19 protein-coding genes and 3 pseudogenes are annotated in these 15,310 nt (G+C 55.6%); 10 read left to right on the top strand and 12 right to left on the bottom strand.

Annotation, left to right across the window (positions count from 1 at the left end; all coding sequences use genetic code 11):
• Positions 1 to 5 precede the first annotated feature (5 nt).
• On the top strand, positions 6 to 377 hold the full coding sequence (locus tag ACA064_RS12050) for a DUF485 domain-containing protein (RefSeq protein WP_497673547.1): 372 nt from the start codon (positions 6 to 8) through the stop codon (positions 375 to 377).
• Here the strand turns inward: ACA064_RS12050 and ACA064_RS12045 are convergent.
• Positions 335 to 1,267 (bottom strand): LysR family transcriptional regulator, encoded by a 933-nt coding sequence (locus tag ACA064_RS12045; protein ID WP_497673546.1) that lies wholly within the window; start codon positions 1,265 to 1,267, stop codon positions 335 to 337. The genes ACA064_RS12050 and ACA064_RS12045 overlap by 43 nt on opposite strands.
• Positions 1,268 to 1,497: 230 nt before the next feature.
• Positions 1,498 to 1,587: pseudogene (locus tag ACA064_RS12040) on the bottom strand (polyphosphate kinase 2); the annotation flags it as partial.
• Between the two features lie 342 nt (positions 1,588 to 1,929).
• Here ACA064_RS12040 and ACA064_RS12035 point away from each other — a divergent pair.
• Positions 1,930 to 2,103, top strand: a pseudogene (locus ACA064_RS12035) (DNA polymerase V subunit UmuC); the annotation flags it as partial.
• Positions 2,104 to 2,247: 144 nt separating this feature from the next.
• On the opposite strand, the gene ACA064_RS12030 reads toward ACA064_RS12035, so the two are convergent.
• Positions 2,248 to 2,550 carry a zinc-binding dehydrogenase gene (locus ACA064_RS12030; RefSeq protein WP_497673545.1) on the bottom strand — a complete coding sequence of 101 codons (303 nt, stop codon included), beginning with the start codon at positions 2,548 to 2,550 and terminating at the stop codon, positions 2,248 to 2,250.
• Between the two features lie 35 nt (positions 2,551 to 2,585).
• Positions 2,586 to 3,026, bottom strand: a complete 441-nt coding sequence (locus ACA064_RS12025) for a DoxX family protein (RefSeq protein WP_497673544.1) — start codon at positions 3,024 to 3,026, stop codon at positions 2,586 to 2,588.
• Positions 3,027 to 3,237: 211 nt separating this feature from the next.
• Here ACA064_RS12025 and ACA064_RS12020 point away from each other — a divergent pair, with 211 nt between their 5' ends.
• The 3 genes from ACA064_RS12020 (at position 3,238) to ACA064_RS12010 (ending at position 5,195) form a co-directional block, all read left to right on the top strand.
• Positions 3,238 to 4,137, top strand: coding sequence for a LysR family transcriptional regulator (locus tag ACA064_RS12020; protein ID WP_497673543.1), 900 nt, complete (start codon positions 3,238 to 3,240; stop codon positions 4,135 to 4,137).
• Positions 4,138 to 4,260: 123 nt separating this feature from the next.
• A complete protein-coding gene (locus ACA064_RS12015) occupies positions 4,261 to 4,740 on the top strand; it encodes an ester cyclase (RefSeq protein ID WP_497673542.1) in 480 nt (159 codons plus the stop codon).
• Positions 4,741 to 4,769: 29 nt separating this feature from the next.
• Positions 4,770 to 5,195: a nuclear transport factor 2 family protein gene (locus ACA064_RS12010; RefSeq protein ID WP_497673541.1), complete on the top strand. Its 426-nt coding sequence runs from the start codon at positions 4,770 to 4,772 to the stop codon at positions 5,193 to 5,195.
• 85 nt (positions 5,196 to 5,280) lie between these two features.
• Here ACA064_RS12010 and ACA064_RS12005 read toward each other — a convergent pair whose 3' ends face one another.
• Positions 5,281 to 5,901, bottom strand: coding sequence for a tyrosine-type recombinase/integrase (locus tag ACA064_RS12005; protein WP_497673540.1), 621 nt, complete (start codon positions 5,899 to 5,901; stop codon positions 5,281 to 5,283).
• Between the two features lie 216 nt (positions 5,902 to 6,117).
• Between ACA064_RS12005 and ACA064_RS12000 the strand changes: the two genes are divergently transcribed.
• Complete coding sequence (locus tag ACA064_RS12000; protein WP_497673539.1) at positions 6,118 to 6,609, top strand: hypothetical protein; 492 nt, start codon at positions 6,118 to 6,120, stop codon at positions 6,607 to 6,609.
• Positions 6,610 to 6,642: 33 nt separating this feature from the next.
• Positions 6,643 to 6,846 (top strand): annotated as a pseudogene (locus ACA064_RS11995) (HNH endonuclease); the annotation flags it as partial.
• Here ACA064_RS11995 and ACA064_RS11990 read toward each other — a convergent pair.
• Genes ACA064_RS11990 through ACA064_RS11980 form a run of 3 tightly spaced genes read right to left on the bottom strand, consistent with a single transcriptional unit; the run spans position 6,794 to position 9,135 of the window.
• Entirely contained in the window at positions 6,794 to 7,369 is a 576-nt protein-coding gene (locus tag ACA064_RS11990) for an FAD-binding oxidoreductase (RefSeq protein WP_497673538.1), read from the bottom strand. The pseudogene ACA064_RS11995 and the gene ACA064_RS11990 sit on opposite strands and share 53 nt — an antisense overlap.
• 7 nt (positions 7,370 to 7,376) lie before the next feature.
• Positions 7,377 to 7,787 (bottom strand): DUF4440 domain-containing protein, encoded by a 411-nt coding sequence (locus tag ACA064_RS11985; RefSeq protein WP_076030837.1) that lies wholly within the window; start codon positions 7,785 to 7,787, stop codon positions 7,377 to 7,379.
• Positions 7,768 to 9,135, bottom strand: coding sequence for an MFS transporter (locus ACA064_RS11980; protein WP_497673537.1), 1,368 nt, complete (start codon positions 9,133 to 9,135; stop codon positions 7,768 to 7,770). Before ACA064_RS11980 ends, ACA064_RS11985 begins: the two co-directional genes overlap by 20 nt.
• Before the next feature lie 105 nt (positions 9,136 to 9,240).
• On the opposite strand from ACA064_RS11980, the gene ACA064_RS11975 reads away from it, so the two are divergent.
• Positions 9,241 to 10,128: a LysR family transcriptional regulator gene (locus ACA064_RS11975; RefSeq protein WP_497673536.1), complete on the top strand. Its 888-nt coding sequence runs from the start codon at positions 9,241 to 9,243 to the stop codon at positions 10,126 to 10,128.
• Positions 10,129 to 10,287: 159 nt separating this feature from the next.
• Here the strand turns inward: ACA064_RS11975 and ACA064_RS11970 are convergent, their stop codons facing one another.
• The gene (locus ACA064_RS11970; RefSeq protein WP_497673535.1) at positions 10,288 to 10,623 is read right to left on the bottom strand and encodes a hypothetical protein; all 336 of its coding nucleotides are present in this window, start codon (positions 10,621 to 10,623) and stop codon (positions 10,288 to 10,290) included.
• A 389-nt stretch (positions 10,624 to 11,012) separates the two neighbouring features.
• Here ACA064_RS11970 and ACA064_RS11965 point away from each other — a divergent pair, with 389 nt between their 5' ends.
• Positions 11,013 to 11,231: a hypothetical protein gene (locus ACA064_RS11965; RefSeq protein ID WP_497673534.1), complete on the top strand. Its 219-nt coding sequence runs from the start codon at positions 11,013 to 11,015 to the stop codon at positions 11,229 to 11,231.
• Positions 11,232 to 11,803: 572 nt separating this feature from the next.
• Positions 11,804 to 12,850 (top strand): ornithine cyclodeaminase, encoded by a 1,047-nt coding sequence (gene ocd / locus ACA064_RS11960; protein ID WP_497673533.1) that lies wholly within the window; start codon positions 11,804 to 11,806, stop codon positions 12,848 to 12,850.
• A 195-nt stretch (positions 12,851 to 13,045) separates the two neighbouring features.
• On the opposite strand, the gene ACA064_RS11955 is transcribed toward ocd, so the two are convergent.
• From ACA064_RS11955 to ACA064_RS11945, 3 genes are all read right to left on the bottom strand, one after another.
• On the bottom strand, positions 13,046 to 13,543 hold the full coding sequence (locus ACA064_RS11955; RefSeq protein WP_497673532.1) for an Lrp/AsnC family transcriptional regulator: 498 nt from the start codon (positions 13,541 to 13,543) through the stop codon (positions 13,046 to 13,048).
• Between the two features lie 266 nt (positions 13,544 to 13,809).
• The gene (locus ACA064_RS11950; RefSeq protein WP_497673531.1) at positions 13,810 to 14,574 is read right to left on the bottom strand and encodes an ABC transporter ATP-binding protein; all 765 of its coding nucleotides are present in this window, start codon (positions 14,572 to 14,574) and stop codon (positions 13,810 to 13,812) included.
• Positions 14,575 to 14,604: 30 nt separating this feature from the next.
• Complete coding sequence (locus ACA064_RS11945) at positions 14,605 to 15,309, bottom strand: ABC transporter permease (RefSeq protein WP_497673530.1); 705 nt, start codon at positions 15,307 to 15,309, stop codon at positions 14,605 to 14,607.
• Position 15,310 lies beyond the last annotated feature (1 nt).

Genomic DNA, 15,310 nt, shown 5'->3' with positions numbered 1-15,310 from the left:
CTACCATGCCAACCCTGCCCATTGCCCCAGACAGCGACGCGCCTCTGGCCAACCTGAAAAAGGTCCGCCTCAGGTTAAGCCTGGGACTGACCCTGTTGACACTGAGCGCCTATTTCGGCTTTATCCTGTTGGTGGCATTTGACCCCCACTGGCTGACCCTGCCGCTGTCGACAGAGTCGCGGCTGACCACCGGCATCGTGATGGGGATTGGTCTGTACTGGTTCTGTGTCGCCATCACCGGTTTTTACACCTGGTACGCCAACCACCGCATCGATCCGCTGTTGCGAGAGATGCAGCGGTCGACCGACGCTGAAGGCACCCGGGCCCAGGTTGATCAACCGTCAACTGCGGGCACCACGGCCAGCAGTTCGGCGTAACTTGCGAATATCTTATGGGCCAACGTCTTGGCCCCCTTCACCGAGGGGGCCAGGGTGCGTCCCGCAAGACTGACCGAGCCGAAACGCGCGCTTCGTTGCAGCGACGGACTCAAGGCGACTTCCTGCAACCGACCGCTGTCCAAAGCCTGCCAAAAAGCCGGACGGCTGCCAAAGATCACTGTGTTCCCAGCCAGAGCCAAAGCCTCCAGGTCCGCCAGCACATCAGTCTGAAAATGAATGGCTGCCTCGATAGAGCCCTCGAAATACATATCCAGGTCAGCCATGGCCCAGGCTGACAAATTGATGCAGCCCACGGGGTAATTCAACAACTCGGCCGGGGAGACCAGGCTTCTTTGCGCCAGAGGATGACTGGCGGCACAAAAGAAACCGCTGCGCCAACAGGGCAGCGTATCGACCTGCAAATCCTGACGATAGGACAGCAGCGCCACATCGCCGAAAAAAATGTCGACCTTCTCCTCCAGCAGCAGCCTCAACAACTCTTCATAGGTACCGCCCTTAACGGTAAGCCGTACCTGCGGTGCATTCACGGCAAAATGCTCCAGCAGCGGCGCCTTGAGCAAGGCTGCCGCAGTCGGCCCGAAACCCAGGGCAATCTCGCCATACTCGCCACGCCGTACCAACTCGATGTCCCGGCGCAATTCATTGAGTTCGGCCAGCACCTTACGCGCCCGCTCAGTAAACACCTCGCCGTAGGGTGTCAGCTCAACGCCTGTGGGCCCACGATCGAACAACCGAACCCCAAGTTCGGCTTCGATCGACTGAATGCTCCGAGACAGGGCCGGCTGACTCAGATTGACCTCGATACTGGCTCGGGTGAATGTCAGGTGCTCTACCAGCCCTAGAACGTGACGTAGTTTCCTGGTATCCATTTTTCTCTTTCCTGGCGGTCGGATCTATTAGACATAGCCCAGGACAATCCCACAAGAACCGGTGCCCTCGGCCTTTAAGGCGATCACACCAAATTGGCTGGTTCTCTATCTGGGCAGCGTAACCGATCTTGAGGCCCCCACACTGCCCAAAATATCTGCCAGTGGACGGTCAGTCGTCGACTGGCTTACCCACGGTCGCATTGCTCCTCTTTCAAAAGTGCCGCGATTCTGTCACGCGCTCGTGAATAGTCATACCAGCGGCTGTATGACCTGAGATCCATTGGGGTCAGCTTCCAGATTTCGCGTCCATCCGCCAGCCGTCGCCACGCTGATCGTTCCAGTGAAAGTCATTGCCATTAGCAGGCCGAAGATGACCTCCCTGACACGCTCGATCGGATCCAGCACACGTGCCCGCTTTGGTTCTCCAGTGCTTTGCATGCGTTCATCCTCGCCACGGCTGCGTCAGCGTGACAGGTGCATGTTCCACCCTCGCTGACAGCTATCTGCCAACCGTTACCAGTATCGGTGAAGGTGGGACGGACTATCTATATTGGGTCGATTTCAGTCAGTCGTGACAGGCAGAAAAGGCTAAAAGCAGCCATTCCATGTGACTACGAAACTAGGGGCTATTCACGGACAGTCACGCTTGACCCCGCTTAATGGGCTGCGTGATAGCGCGCAGTGCCGACAGCAAGCCGTACATAAAATGGGAGAGCCGTACTTCCAAATCAAACAAAAACTGAAGCAGCACGGTATCGCGGCCTTATCATCGACCTACCGCTCTAAGCGACATGAGCCAACGCTTGGTGAGTGTGATCGAATCGCTCGTGCCCGCGAGGTAATTCAGGAGGCGAAGAACGCGACTATGCGCTGATTCCAACCGTTAAAGCGTTTGCACCTCATCAACAAATCAGGCCATCCGGTCAGGCGCCGCAACCAAGCGATCGCCTGCATGCTTCCGGTCTTTTATTGCCCGATTTTTATTGGCTGGGATTGAGTACAATCTTACCGCGTGTATGGCCGGCCATACTTTTTTCTACGGCCTGCTTTACCTGCGAGATCGGAAACACTTCGACCTCTACCGAGAGATGGCCTGCATCGAACAACTCGGCGATGGCCGCGAGTTGTCTGCCATCCGGCCGGGTGGCGAAGTTCTTCGCCGAAACGCCATGCACCTTGGCCAGCTCCGCGTCCGGCGCGCTGACCGGCGACACCAGAACCCCGCCCTGCTTCAATACTTTCCAAGAACGCATCTGGGTTTCGCCGCCGATCAGGTCGAGCACAATATCGAGCGTTCATCCACTGCGGCGCCATCGGCTCAGCTACGACGGGCATCGAGGCTGAAGCGACCGGCGCCGAGCGCGACGATCTGCAACAGGCCACCGGCCATAGCGACGTTCTTGAAGAAGTGGATGAACTGGTTCTGGTCGCTCAGGCTGTTATGGAATGCCAGCGCGGTGAACACGCTGAATACGGCAAGCACCAGCGCAACGGTACGGGTGCGGTAACCAGTGATTAGAGCGATGCCGCCTGCGATCTCGATGACGATGGCTAGTGCCAGAGCGAGTTGCGGGAACGGCAGGCCAACCGAACCGATGTAGCCGATCATCATCGCCGGGGCGCCAAGTTTGGAGATGCCCGACAGGATGAAGATGGCGCTGAGGAACACACGGCCGACCAGCGCAGCCGTGGCGGTGGTAGCGACGGAACGGGACAGTTCATGGGTGTCGCGGGAGGTAGTTGCTGCGGATTGGGACATGCGATGTTCTTCCATCAAGTAGGGCGCCTCCACCATGGAGCGCCGCGTTGAGAAAAGTCTGCCACCCACCCTACAATCTTAATAGCCGACTAATTTCGACGCTTAGGTTCTAATTTTTAGAAATGCTGTCGCGCCCTTCTCATCGGGTTCTCGCGGCACTACTGCACGTGAAATCAGCATAAATGCCCCGCAGGCGTTCAAGGAAATCGAAATGATCTCAGACCCAGGTACTCCCACTCTCGATCAACTGCGCGTATTCCTGACAGTTGTCGAGGTCGGCAGTTTTGCCGCGGCGGCGCGAAAACTGAGCAGGGCCACTTCTGTCATCAGCTACTCAATCTCCAATCTGGAGATGCAACTCGGCGTTGTTCTTTTCGATAGAAACACCACGCGCAAACCCCGGCTGACCGATGCGGGACGCACCGTGCTCGCCGAGGCGCGCACCATCGCTAATGGCGTCAACGGACTGCGGGCCAAGGTGAAGGGGCTGCTGCACGGCCTGGAGGCAGAGATTCACCTGGTGCTCGATGTGATGCTGCCTGCCGAGCGCGTGGTCGATGCGCTTAAGTCATTCCAAGAGGACTTTCCTACCGTATCCCTGCATCTTCATATGGAAGCCCTGGGTGCCGTAACTCAGCTCGTGCTCAATCGCGAGGCCAGCGTCGGGGTGAGTGGCCCGCTCGATAGCATCATCGATGGAATCGAGCGCATCGGTATCGGCAGCGTCGAACTGGTGCCGGTCGCAGCGCCCAGCCACCCGCTGGCAGTGACTCGGCTGAACTCCCCAGGCGCTGGACGCGAGCATGTCCAGTTGGTGCTTTCGGATCGCTCACCTTTGACCCACGGTAAGGACTTCGCCGTCGTCAGCACGAGGACCTGGCGCCTGGCGGACCTGGGGGCGAAACACATGCTACTCAGGGAGGGGATCGGCTGGGGCAACATGCCGTTGCCCATGATCAGGGATGACTTGGCGTCTGGCCGTCTCGTGCAACTCGACATGCCGGATTGCAAAGGCGGCGTCTACAGCTTCGATGCCATCTATCGCACGGATACACCACCCGGTCCGGCGGCAAGATGGCTGATCAAGCGCTTCGCGCAGCAACACGAGTAAAGCACCGACTATTCCAATTTCTCGACCATTAGCGTCGATTTTATTCGTCTATTGCGTGCTCTTCCCGTGTGCCAAATTCCTCCTCGCCGTGGCAGCATCGCCGCGCCCGATCAGGAGCCTGTCATGACAAAGGTAAAAAACTTCATAGCGGTCTTTTTCTGTGCGGCGATCTGCGCGACCGCCAGTGCCGCGCAGCCCAATAGCTACAAACAAGACGTCCAACTCTGGTACGACGCCTTCGACAAGAATGACCCAAGCCGGATCGACAGGATATTGAGCGACGACTGGCTGGACATTCCCGCCGGCCCGGATCAATCCCCTGGCCCGGCGGGCGCCAAGGCAGTGCTCGAGCACCTGCACGGCACATTCTCCGACTTCAGCATCAAGATCGAGGAAGTGTTGCAGGACGGCGACAAGGTCATCGTCCGCTCCCGTATTTCCGGCACCCAAAGCGGAACCTTCGTTGGTGTCGCGCCGACCAATCGCAAAATCAACATCATGGCCACCGATATCCATGAGTTCAGAGACGGAAAAATCATCCGGACCTGGCACATGGAAGACTGGATGACAGGCCTACATCAGCTTGGCGTTCTGCAACGCTAAAACCACCTGGCCAATCGGAGAGAACGACCATGAGCATCGCTGCCGAGTTGCTGCACCTGCATTTCCAAACGTTCATCGATGACCACGAGAAGTGGAAAACACTGATCGCCGATGATCTGCTGTGGGAGCTTCCCTACGCGCCCGGTTTGGGCCATCCCGAACGGCTGACCGGCCGTAAGGAAGTACTGGGCCATGTGGGCTGGTTCATTGAAGCGGTCGAGAACTTCCGTTTCTACGACCTCAAGGTCCATCCCTTCGCCGATCCCAGCATGGCGGTGGCCGAGGTCAAAGCAGAGGGTTTGATCAAGCCTACGGGCCGAATCTATCGCCAGGACTACGTTCTTTTCTGCCGAGTGGAGAACGGCAAGATCGCTTTCCTGCGTGAATACTTCGACCCAATTCGTGCTGCACATGCGCTTGAGGCACCGATATCTACGGCACAGCAATATGCATAGATAGCCCATAGTTTCGCAGACACTTTCTAACCGTCCGCATTGGGTCGGATAGCGACGGTCTAGCATCGACCGTCGCGATGGATGGTCAGACTTCCGTCTGTTCCGCCATTTCCAGGGCATCATCGACCTCGATTCCCAGGTATCTGACGGTGCTTTCAAGCTTCGTATGACCAAGCAGGAGTTGGACAGCTCTCAGGTTCTTCGTCCTGCGATAGATCAGCGATGCCTTCGTTCTCCGTAGCGTGTGAATACCGTACATGGTTGGGTCAAGGCCAATGGCTGTAACCCACGCTTTGACTATTCGAGCGTATTGTCTGGTGGAGAGATGGTCCGAGTTGTGCAACCGGGTCGGAAACAAGAAGTCCTCGCTGCGGAGGCGGGCATGATGCATCCAAGCCTCCAGAACCGTTCGGGTTTGCTCAGTGATTTCAAATTGCACTGGGTGCTGGGTTTTCTGCTGCATCACGATGGCCCGTGACGACACATGTTCCCCATGGGCTATGTCTCGTACTCGCAGCTTGGTTAAGTCACAGGCACGCAGCTTGCTGTCGATGGCCAAGTTGAAGAGCTCCAAATCTCGTGTCTTCTCAGCAAGCTGAAGTCTTACCCGGATGGCCCAGATATCTCTGACTCGGAGCGGGGCTTTCTGCCCGACAAGCTTTCCCTTGTTCCAAGGCTGATGGCTGTATGTAGCAATAGTGTTCATGGCTTGTCCTCCACGTTGAGGGAGGACAAGAGTGGATCAGTCACAATGAGTGGTGGTCGCTATCCGACCCAAACCGGCCGGTGGAGAAGTTCAAGAGCTGGGGGCGATTCAACAGTACGCACCCGGCGAACGGTTTTTATCCTGCCCCACCACATAGACGCTTCGCCGGCAAACCGATAGCCTCATTGCCTTTACCGCCATCGAAAAGGGATTGGCATGGCCAAGCTCATCAAACTAACGGATACATCCTGGCAACAACCATTCCGTGACCGTAAAAAGGAACACATTCTTTGGGGCTCCCACACCGAGGTTCGTGAAAACTGCAATTTCGCAGACGGCACACGCCGCCTCCTACAAATCTCATTCGAGCCACGATTCGAGCTGGATATTGTCGATCACTTTCAGATCACCAGCGGACGCGAGATCAAGTTCCCAAAGGCGCTCGTGGATATGATCAGCCCCATCGTGCTGGAAAATCCCGAATCCAGCTTCATCGTTACCGTGCTCGATGCCGTTGAGCAGGAAGATGGCGAAGTCGGCAGTACAAAAGACTTGGCCAACCTGATTACCGCTCGGGCAACGACAATCATGGCCCGCGTCGGCCAGCAGAAGTTCAGGAAGCAATTGATGGTGTTTTGGGGTGATGCTTGCGCACTCTCTGGAGTGAAGGAGCCCAAGCTGCTGGTCGCATCGCACATCGTCCCCTAGAGCCAGTCAGAAGCAGATGCCAAGCTCGATCCATTTAACGGCCTGCTACTGGCTCCACACTACGATCGGCTGTTTGATCAAGGCCTGATCTCATTCAAAGACGATGGCTCAATTCTGCTGTCCAGCATAGCCCAAAAGCTGCCTCCAGAGTTTGGCCTGTCGAAATCCATGAAGCTACGCAAGCTCAATCCGAAGCATTTGCCCTATCTTGCTGCCCATAGGGAAACGTTTGGCTGACAGAGCGACGGCCCTCGGGCTGATTGGAGAAGTGCAAGTGCAAGCGTTCCTGCAGCAGTGCCTGCATTGGCAAGGCATAGGCCGCGTCATCGTCGCTCCTGGCGAAATAGTGCAGGTGGGCGCTTCGATTCAATGACGTCAGGTGTTGAAGGATCCCGGTCAGCGGCGTAATGCCGATGCCGCCGGCAATCGCAATGTCCCTGCCGACGTCTTCAGTGAGCGGGTAGGTGAACGTATTGAACGGGCCATTGAGCTGCACCGTGTCGTTGACGGCCAGCGAACGAATGTAGCGACTGCTGACCGAGTCGGCAGTGAGCCGGATGGCAAAGACGACGCTGCCTTGCTGCGTAGTGCGGTCTGCCAGCTGTACCGCCGAGTAGTGCCGCCATTCATTCAGTTCGGGGATGAACCATTTGAAATGTGCGCCCGCTGCCGGCACCGCACACCCCGTTGCTAGCGGGCTGACGGTGATTTCTTTTATAGAGGTCGAGAGCATTCGGCAATCAGTGATTGTGTAGTTCATACGAGAATCAGCTTTCATGGCTTAGCGGCGTTTCATGCAGGTAGATCCATTGGGCGTTGTGGTGATGCATGCCAATGATCGCCACCGAAACCCGTGAGCTTTCGCGCTGGCCGAGGCGATGGGTTTCCTTGTAGCGAATCGCCACGCTGTTGCCTTCCTGCCAGACCGTCTGCAGATCGCTGATGACGATCTCCAGGCCTGGCTTGGCGCCGACTGCACCTTTAAACATCTGTTCGACTGTCGCCCGGCTGACAATGGCGGCCGAGGTGGTGACCATGGTGAACTGCTCGGCAAAGGCCGATATCAGTGGTTCAAGCGTGGCCTGCCCCTTACCGTTTGCGTCGGTGAACAGGGTGTGGATCAGCTCGTGCACGTGATGAATGCTGTGGTGCGCCTGTTCAACTATTTTGTTGTGCATGACAGTCCTTTTGAGTGTTCAACTGACTCAGTTGAAAGAGTGGGAACAGGCCCACCAGCGCGGCGATGGCAAAGGTCACGTGGTAGGCCTGGGTGGTATCGAAATGCTTCAAGAGCAGGTTGAAAACCATCAGGAAGAGGGCAGCGCCGATGCTGAATGACATCTGTCGGTTGATGTTCCAGATGACACTGGCCTTGTGGGTGTCATTGCCCTCGAAGTCCATCAGCGACGTGGTTTGTGCTGTGTTGGCACCGATGCCGCCGCCGATCCCCATCAAGCTGTAGGCGATGACGATCACCAGAAAGTCTGAGGGATCGTTCACCAGTAACAGGGTGGCGATGCCGGCGCTGTGCAAGAGCATGCCGAGGGCAAACAGCCGCTTGGCGCCCATCAGGTTATAGACCCGGCCACAGATCAGCATCGCGATGAATGCGCCGATGGCGTAGAGGATCATGAACATCCCTGTCAGTCGGGCGCTGAAGTGCAGGGTGTTTTGCAGGAAGAAGATGCTCATCAAGTTGACCCCCGTGAACACACCGGGAATCGCGTAATAGATAAAGATGGAGGTGCTGAGTTTTTTGCTTTTGAGCAGGCTCAGTTCAATGATCGGATTTTTGCAGGTGCGGTAGTGCAGCCCGTACAGCACGACGAACGTAACGCCGGCCATGACGAAGAGGGCGGCCACCCATGCCGGAGCGTCGCCGCCATACAACGACATGCCCATCAGCAGGCTGCCGAGTGCAGCGCTGACCAGCAGCAAGCCCTTGATGTCGGGTCTGGGCAAAGTCGTCGGTCGCGCTTCGTTGATCCAGAACCATGACAGCAATGCCGCGATCAGTGAGAACGGGATGTTGCTGTAGAACACCCAGCGCCAGGAGCTGCTGTCGACGATGCCGCCGCCGATGGTCGGTGAAATGGCGGGCGCAATCAGGGCAACGGCCATGACCAACGTGGATATTTTCGCCCGCTGCTCGCCCTTGAACAGGTTGAACGTCAGTGCCTGTCCGACAGGAATCAACAGGCCGCCGCCAATCCCCTGGACGAAGCGCCAGATCACCAGCTCGTTGAAACTGTTGGCCAGCCCACACATCCACACGGAGGCTGTAAACACGATCATCGAGGTGGTGAGGATTTCCCGACTGCCAAAACGACCGGCCAACCAGGTGCTGACCGGAATGATCAGTGTCAGCCCCAGAATATAAGCGTTAGCCACCCAGGCAACGTCTGAAGTACTAACGTGCAGCGCTGCCGATATACTCGGTAATGCGACCGCTGACATAAAGATATTAATGCAGTCTATAAAAAAGCCGATCAGAAATATCAGTGCAACTTTGTAGCGATAGGTCATGTTGTTTCCCCTTTGCCGCAAAGCATAGGGGCGGTGGACTTGAACTGTCGATACGACTATCCTTGAAACAATGTTTGACGGGATTTAACAGTGAGCCATATTTCTATGCACACTCATCTTAATCGGGTCCAGACATTCCTGGCCGTGGTCGATTTTGGTTCTTACACCAAGGCTGCCAATTACCTGAGCATCAGCAAGGCCATGGCCAGCCTGCATGTCAAGGCGCTGGAGGACGTGCTGTCAGCGACGTTGTTGATTAGAAATACCCGAAATATATCCCTCACCGAAATCGGTCAGGACTTTTATGAAGAATTCAAAGGTATTGTCGCGGACATCGATAACGCCTTCGATAATGTATTAAAAGGGCATAATCGGGTGTCCGGAAAGTTGCGCTTCAGTTCCACCAGTGAATACGGCGAGGCCTATATTCTTCCGTTGATACCGCAATTTATAGAACGCTATCCGGAAATAAAAATCTGTTATAATTTCAACTCGTCACTCAATGATCTGGTGGCGGAAAAGTTAGACCTGGTAATCCGTTTAGGCAATTTGGCGGACTCGGCTTTCAAGAGCCGTAAACTGGCGGATTATGAAATTGTCCTGGTGGCTACCGAGGCGTTTCTTGCACGTCACCCGGTGCAGAATCCTCAGGACCTGAATTCGGTGCCGTGGATCGCCAACAGCAACCTGCAGGCACCGACCCAGTGGACGTTGAGCCATCCGCACTTGGGGACTGTCGAGATCAACGGGATCAATCAGTTTGAATCCAATTCTTCCACGGCCATCCGCTCCATGACGTTGTCGTCGCTAGGCGTCTCGGTGCTGCCCGCCTGGGTGATCAAGGACGATATCGCCAGCGAGCGGCTGATCCGGTTGTTGCCCGACTATTCGCTGCCCTCGCAGTCCGTCAACGTGGTGTTTCCCAACAGCCCGCATTTGCCCCACAAATCGAGGGCATTCATCGATTTCCTGTTGCTACATCTGGCGCAGTAAGCACCAAATAAAAGCCCCTGAATCGAGAGATTCAGGGGCTTTCGTTTAACCGGATACTCGTCTTGACTGAGCAAGCCCAATGTCTGCTATTGGCCGATTGCTGCCTGATGCCAAAGGCAAAAAAGCCCGCTCAATGGCGGGCTTCGTAATCGGCTTTTCCTATGGAGCGTGGCCAAAACTCTTACGGAATTCGTCTTCAAGCTTTCGACAAGATTCTGCGATTACGTTTTTCCCGACTGCCGGGCCGGAGTAGCTATTTACTTCGTGGCGGCATAGTTCGGCGGCATCTCGAGCCTGCATCATTTCCTTGTCTTCCGACCTGTTACTGACATAAGAGCCGAAAGCCAAGTACAAGGTGATGGCGATAATGGTTCCGATGAGGACCTTGCTGACAGGGCCCATTCCCTTTTCTGAAGGTAGTGGCCGACTAGGTGGGATTGGTATTTTCTGCCTGATGTCTGATTGGCAGTGCTTGCATAAAATCGCTTCAGCCATGATGACTTCCGCGCAATATGGGCAACTCATTTTTCCAGCCTCCACAGATGAAACTCCTTTTTCAAAACAAGATTCTATCATTGGGCCTGAGGGGCGTAGAGGGACGCGTCGCTATTATTCACTCAAAGATTTGGTGGGGGCAATGTCACGCCAAGCTAATCGCTCCTACCGAGTCTGGTAAAACAGAATCCGATATTGAATGACCGTTCACTGCCGGTCATGTTTGCTAAGGGTGCGGGTCAAATCCGGTGCAAATGGCTGGTTAGGTCGAATGCAAATGGGTGGTCAAGTCAGTGCAATTACCCAGGTGTCAGCGGATCTGGAGAAGTGGCCCAGCCAGCGGCGAGTTCAGCTAGTCTTCCCGCACCAGTTACTCAAGGACGATACCCATGCCAGATAACTCTGAAACCAACATAGCCATAGCTGACGCTCTCACAATGCTCCTGCACAACCAGCACGCCATATGTGCGGCCATTGAAGAGGTGACCAAGTGGCTCTCTGAGAATGGAGTGGGAAGTGTCGCCGCTAACGCAATGGGGGCCTTGGAAGCGCTGGACACGAATGCACGAGCCATCACCGATGCGATTATGCGGCTACGCGAGTCATAGGCATCATCTAACGCCCGCTGCCCCTCTTTCATGAACAAGTCCCGATTTAATGCGGGAAAAATGGAATTCTTTGGAGAGTGAGAAATTGCATTCCACTTGACCACCCATTTGCATTGCCACTGACCAGCCGTTTGCATTCGACATGAACAACAGGCGCCGTAGTGACGGCCGACAGAGAACGGCCAGAAGCCGACCTCCGTAAGTGATCTCTTGTGCGAGCAAAACACCTGAACTGTGGGAGAGGCAGCCCCAGGCTGCGATCGTTCCAACACGCGACGGCGAACGGACTCGCCAGCGACCACATCGCACCGCTCCTTCACGCTGAAGAATTCTGAGGATCGCACACTGCTATGTGAGGCTAAGGCACAACGACTTGTCATCTTGACACGGGCAGACTATTGGCGCCCCCCCTATCTACATCAATGGCACTGCCTAGCTGATTCCGCTGTGAGCGCACTATTTTCGACTTCTCCCGCTGCGCCTTGGACCAGTATTGGCCGAGATAGTCCCTCCATTGCCACGACAATAGTTCCCCGGACCGCAATTAATTCCAAAAATCCAAAGGAACGCACATGACCCGTTACATTGACGTAAACGACCTGAGCCGTCTCGTCCAAGAAAGAGGCTTACCGCAATGCCTGACTGAAATGGCCGAGTACATTCGTCAAGACTACCTACGCTGGGAAGATTTCGAGAAATGTGCTCGCTTGGCCAACCATTCGCCCGAAGGGGTAATCGAGCTGATGCCAGTGTCTGACGCAGCGTTGTACGCCTTCAAGTATGTCAACGGGCATCCGAAGAACACTCACAACGGTATGCTGACAGTCATGGCGTTTGGAGCGCTGGGAGATGTCGATACTGGCAAGCCTGTTTTATTGAGTGAAATGACCCTGACCACGGCAATTCGCACCGCTGCCACCTCTGCACTTGCGGCCCGTTACCTGGCCCGGCCAGATAGCCGTCGCATGGCACTCATAGGCAACGGCTCGCAAAGCGAATTCCAGGCCTTGGCGTTTCACACACTGTTAGGCATTACCGAACTCAGCCTCTACGACATCGATCCTGCCGCGACGGCGAAGCTGGCAGCCAACCTGCGTGCCTACCCCGCAATACACGTGACCATTGCCGCAACCGTCGCAGACGCTGTACGCGGCGCCGATATCGTGACCACTGTGACGGCCGACAAGGCATACGCGACGATTTTGACCCCTGAGATGATAGAACCCGGTATGCACCTCAACGCAGTGGGTGGCGACTGTCCCGGCAAGACCGAGTTGCACCGAGACATCGTGGAGCGTGCGCGGGTCATTGTTGAGTACGAACCGCAAAGCCGCATAGAAGGCGAAATACAGCAGATGCCCGCCGATTCACCGATTATCGAATTTTGGGAAATCGTCAATGGTCAGGCGCAAGCTCGACAACATGCCGAGGAGGTAACGCTGTTCGACTCGGTCGGCTTCGCCCTGGAGGATTACTCTGCATTGCGCTATGTGCTGGACGTTGCAAGAGCACTCAACATCGGCAGCGATATCCAACTGGTGCCAGAACTGCAAGATCCCAAAAACCTGTTTGCATTGCTGGAGCCGCCAGCAACAGCCGAACTAAAGCTTCGAGCTTGAAACAATGCGCACCCCAACTGAAGACTGGCAGGTGCGAGATTGGGAAAAATATTCGCCTGGCAGCCTCACAGACGATATCAGCCATTGACGTTGCAACACCGACAGAAAACACCAGGATTGCCAGTGGCGATCCCTGGTTTGCTCCACCGCGAAGCAGCAGGCTTCAAGCAGCACTATCGATACCAAGGTACTGATCTAAAGATGGCTTGTTACGCTGGTTTTGACAATCGCCAGTTCAGGGTGAGCAACAAGTTTATCAATATGCAATTGGTCGCTGTTCAACCAAGTCTCCGTGACAACACGGTAGTGTTCCATATCCTTGCAACGCATACGCAGACTGTAGTCGAACGGCCCTGTGATCAATTGGCAATCGAGCACTTGCGCACACGTTTTTACGGTGTTTTCAAACGCTTTCTGGGCGGTTCGCCCGCTTTGATTGGACAACGCCACCAGCACCAGCAGCGATAACCCTGGCGAGACCGCCTGCATATCGATAATCGCGCTGTAGCCCCGAATAAACCCTTGCCGCTCAAGCTTGCGTACTCTTTCCTGGCAAGGTCGGGGCGTCAAATGAACTAAGGTCGATAGCTTTTCATAGGTTATCCGGCCGTCATGGCGTAACACCTCTAAAATGGCTTGGTCGATACGATCCAGCGCATAGGGGACAAGCGGATTTCTTTCTTTGGTGTTCATCTTGGATTCTTGTTCACTTCAATTGGAGAGCCGGGGTGGGCTCCTCGGGATTGAGATCCTTGGCCACGCCACCTTGCACAACATAACGACCAGCAGAGTCCAACGTGCATGCGCGCCTTGGGTATAGGTGGCCGAGCGAGTCCGGCTAACGTCATAGGGTTTGCAGCGCTGGCGGTCAAGGACAGAGCGCTGCATTTTAGCAAGTGAAGGACTTTGTCCCTGGTGACGGTGTTTCTGTTATCAGGCGTTGCCGCGTCAGGGCTGGCTTACTTCAGAGCACCGCAGAGAAATTGGCGCAGGCGTTCGCTTTTGGTCTGGCTGAAAACTTGCTGGGGAGTACCTTGCTCCTCTATATGGCCGTTGTGCAGGAAGATCACCTGAGTCGATACTTCACGGGCAAAGGCCATCTCATGGGTCACTACAATCATGGTGCGGCCTTCGGCGGCCAGGCCCTGCATAACCTTGAGCACCTCGCCGACCAGCTCCGGGTCGAGGGCTGAAGTCGGCTCGTCGAACAGCAAAACGTCCGGCTCCATGGCCAGCGCGCGAGCAATAGCCACCCGCTGCTGCTGGCCGCCGGACAAGTGCGCCGGATAGACATTGGCGAACTCACCGAGCCCCACCTGCTGCAGATACTTCTGACCGCGGTTCAATGCTGCGGCGCGACTCAGGCCAAGCACATGGATGGGCGCCTCGATAACGTTCTCAAGTACGGTCAGGTGCGACCACAGGTTGAAGTGCTGAAACACCATGGCCAGCCTGGTGCGCATGCGCTGCAGTTGCTGGTGATCGAGCACCTGCAACTCACCGCGGCGATCAGTGCCCAGACGAATGTCTTCGCTGCCTAGGCGGATCGCCCCGGCATTGGGTTTTTCCAGGAAGTTGATGCAACGCAGGAAGGTACTTTTACCCGAACCCGAGGAGCCGATGATGCTGATCACATCGCCCTTTTGCGCAGTCAGCGAAACACCCTTGAGTACCTCCTTGTTGCCGTATTGCTTGTGAATATTTTCTACGACGAGGGTTGTCATTGTTATTCCTCTTGAACGGTATAAGACGACTCAATTTGCCGTGCGTGGCGCCAAATAAGCCAGGTAGCGCACTTCCAGTAGCCTGAAGAGGCCTACCAGAGCGAAGGTCATGACCATGTAAACCATGCCGATAAAGAGAAACGCCTCGAACGGTGCGTAGTAGTCCGAGTAGACACTGCGGCCTGCCCCTGTGAGATCCATGAGGGTTACCGCACTGGCGATGGATGACCCCTGTAGCATCAAAATCACTTCATTACTGTAGGATGGGATGGCACGCCGCAAGGCCGACGGCAGGATTATCCGACACAGCAGTGTCATAGGAGTCATCCCGTAGGCACGCGCGGCCTCGATCTCACCCTGTGGAATGTTGCGCATGGAACCTGCAAAAATTTCAGTGGTGTAAGCGCAGGTATTCAGCGCAAAGGCAATCAAGGCGCACCAGTAAGGCTCGCGCAGGTAGGGCCAGAACAGGCTGTTACGTACCCATTCGAACTGTGACAAACCGTAATACAACACCAGCAATTGCAGCAGCATCGGCGTACCGCGGAAAAAGTAGGTGTAGGCCCGGACTGACTGACTCAACCAGCGATTGCGCGACACTCGCAGGCGCGCCAATGGCATGGCCAACAGAAGGCCGATCAGTAAGGAGCAGCCGGTGAGTTTGAGGGTCATGAGCAAACCGGCAAAAAACAGTGGCAAGTTGTCGAGGATGATCTGAGGTTGCAGGTCGATCATG

This window comes from Pseudomonas sp. LBUM1658 (genome assembly GCF_059716055.1).
Note: the sequence above shows the minus strand (reverse complement) of the source record. Positions and strands in the feature narration are given on the sequence as shown.

Coding starts and splice junctions, on each gene's coding strand:
- ACA064_RS12050 (WP_497673547.1), top strand. CDS start 6: ATGCCAACCCTGCCCATTGCCCCAGACAGCGACGCGCCTCTGGCCAAC.
- ACA064_RS12045 (WP_497673546.1), bottom strand. CDS start 1,267: ATGGATACCAGGAAACTACGTCACGTTCTAGGGCTGGTAGAGCACCTG.
- ACA064_RS12025 (WP_497673544.1), bottom strand. CDS start 3,026: ATGTCCCAATCCGCAGCAACTACCTCCCGCGACACCCATGAACTGTCC.
- ACA064_RS12020 (WP_497673543.1), top strand. CDS start 3,238: ATGATCTCAGACCCAGGTACTCCCACTCTCGATCAACTGCGCGTATTC.
- ACA064_RS12015 (WP_497673542.1), top strand. CDS start 4,261: ATGACAAAGGTAAAAAACTTCATAGCGGTCTTTTTCTGTGCGGCGATC.
- ACA064_RS12010 (WP_497673541.1), top strand. CDS start 4,770: ATGAGCATCGCTGCCGAGTTGCTGCACCTGCATTTCCAAACGTTCATC.
- ACA064_RS12005 (WP_497673540.1), bottom strand. CDS start 5,901: ATGAACACTATTGCTACATACAGCCATCAGCCTTGGAACAAGGGAAAG.
- ACA064_RS12000 (WP_497673539.1), top strand. CDS start 6,118: ATGGCCAAGCTCATCAAACTAACGGATACATCCTGGCAACAACCATTC.
- ACA064_RS11990 (WP_497673538.1), bottom strand. CDS start 7,369: ATGAACTACACAATCACTGATTGCCGAATGCTCTCGACCTCTATAAAA.
- ACA064_RS11985 (WP_076030837.1), bottom strand. CDS start 7,787: ATGCACAACAAAATAGTTGAACAGGCGCACCACAGCATTCATCACGTG.
- ACA064_RS11980 (WP_497673537.1), bottom strand. CDS start 9,135: ATGACCTATCGCTACAAAGTTGCACTGATATTTCTGATCGGCTTTTTT.
- ACA064_RS11975 (WP_497673536.1), top strand. CDS start 9,241: ATGCACACTCATCTTAATCGGGTCCAGACATTCCTGGCCGTGGTCGAT.
- ACA064_RS11970 (WP_497673535.1), bottom strand. CDS start 10,623: ATGGCTGAAGCGATTTTATGCAAGCACTGCCAATCAGACATCAGGCAG.
- ACA064_RS11965 (WP_497673534.1), top strand. CDS start 11,013: ATGCCAGATAACTCTGAAACCAACATAGCCATAGCTGACGCTCTCACA.
- ocd (WP_497673533.1), top strand. CDS start 11,804: ATGACCCGTTACATTGACGTAAACGACCTGAGCCGTCTCGTCCAAGAA.
- ACA064_RS11955 (WP_497673532.1), bottom strand. CDS start 13,543: ATGAACACCAAAGAAAGAAATCCGCTTGTCCCCTATGCGCTGGATCGT.
- ACA064_RS11950 (WP_497673531.1), bottom strand. CDS start 14,574: ATGACAACCCTCGTCGTAGAAAATATTCACAAGCAATACGGCAACAAG.
- ACA064_RS11945 (WP_497673530.1), bottom strand. CDS start 15,309: ATGATCGACCTGCAACCTCAGATCATCCTCGACAACTTGCCACTGTTT.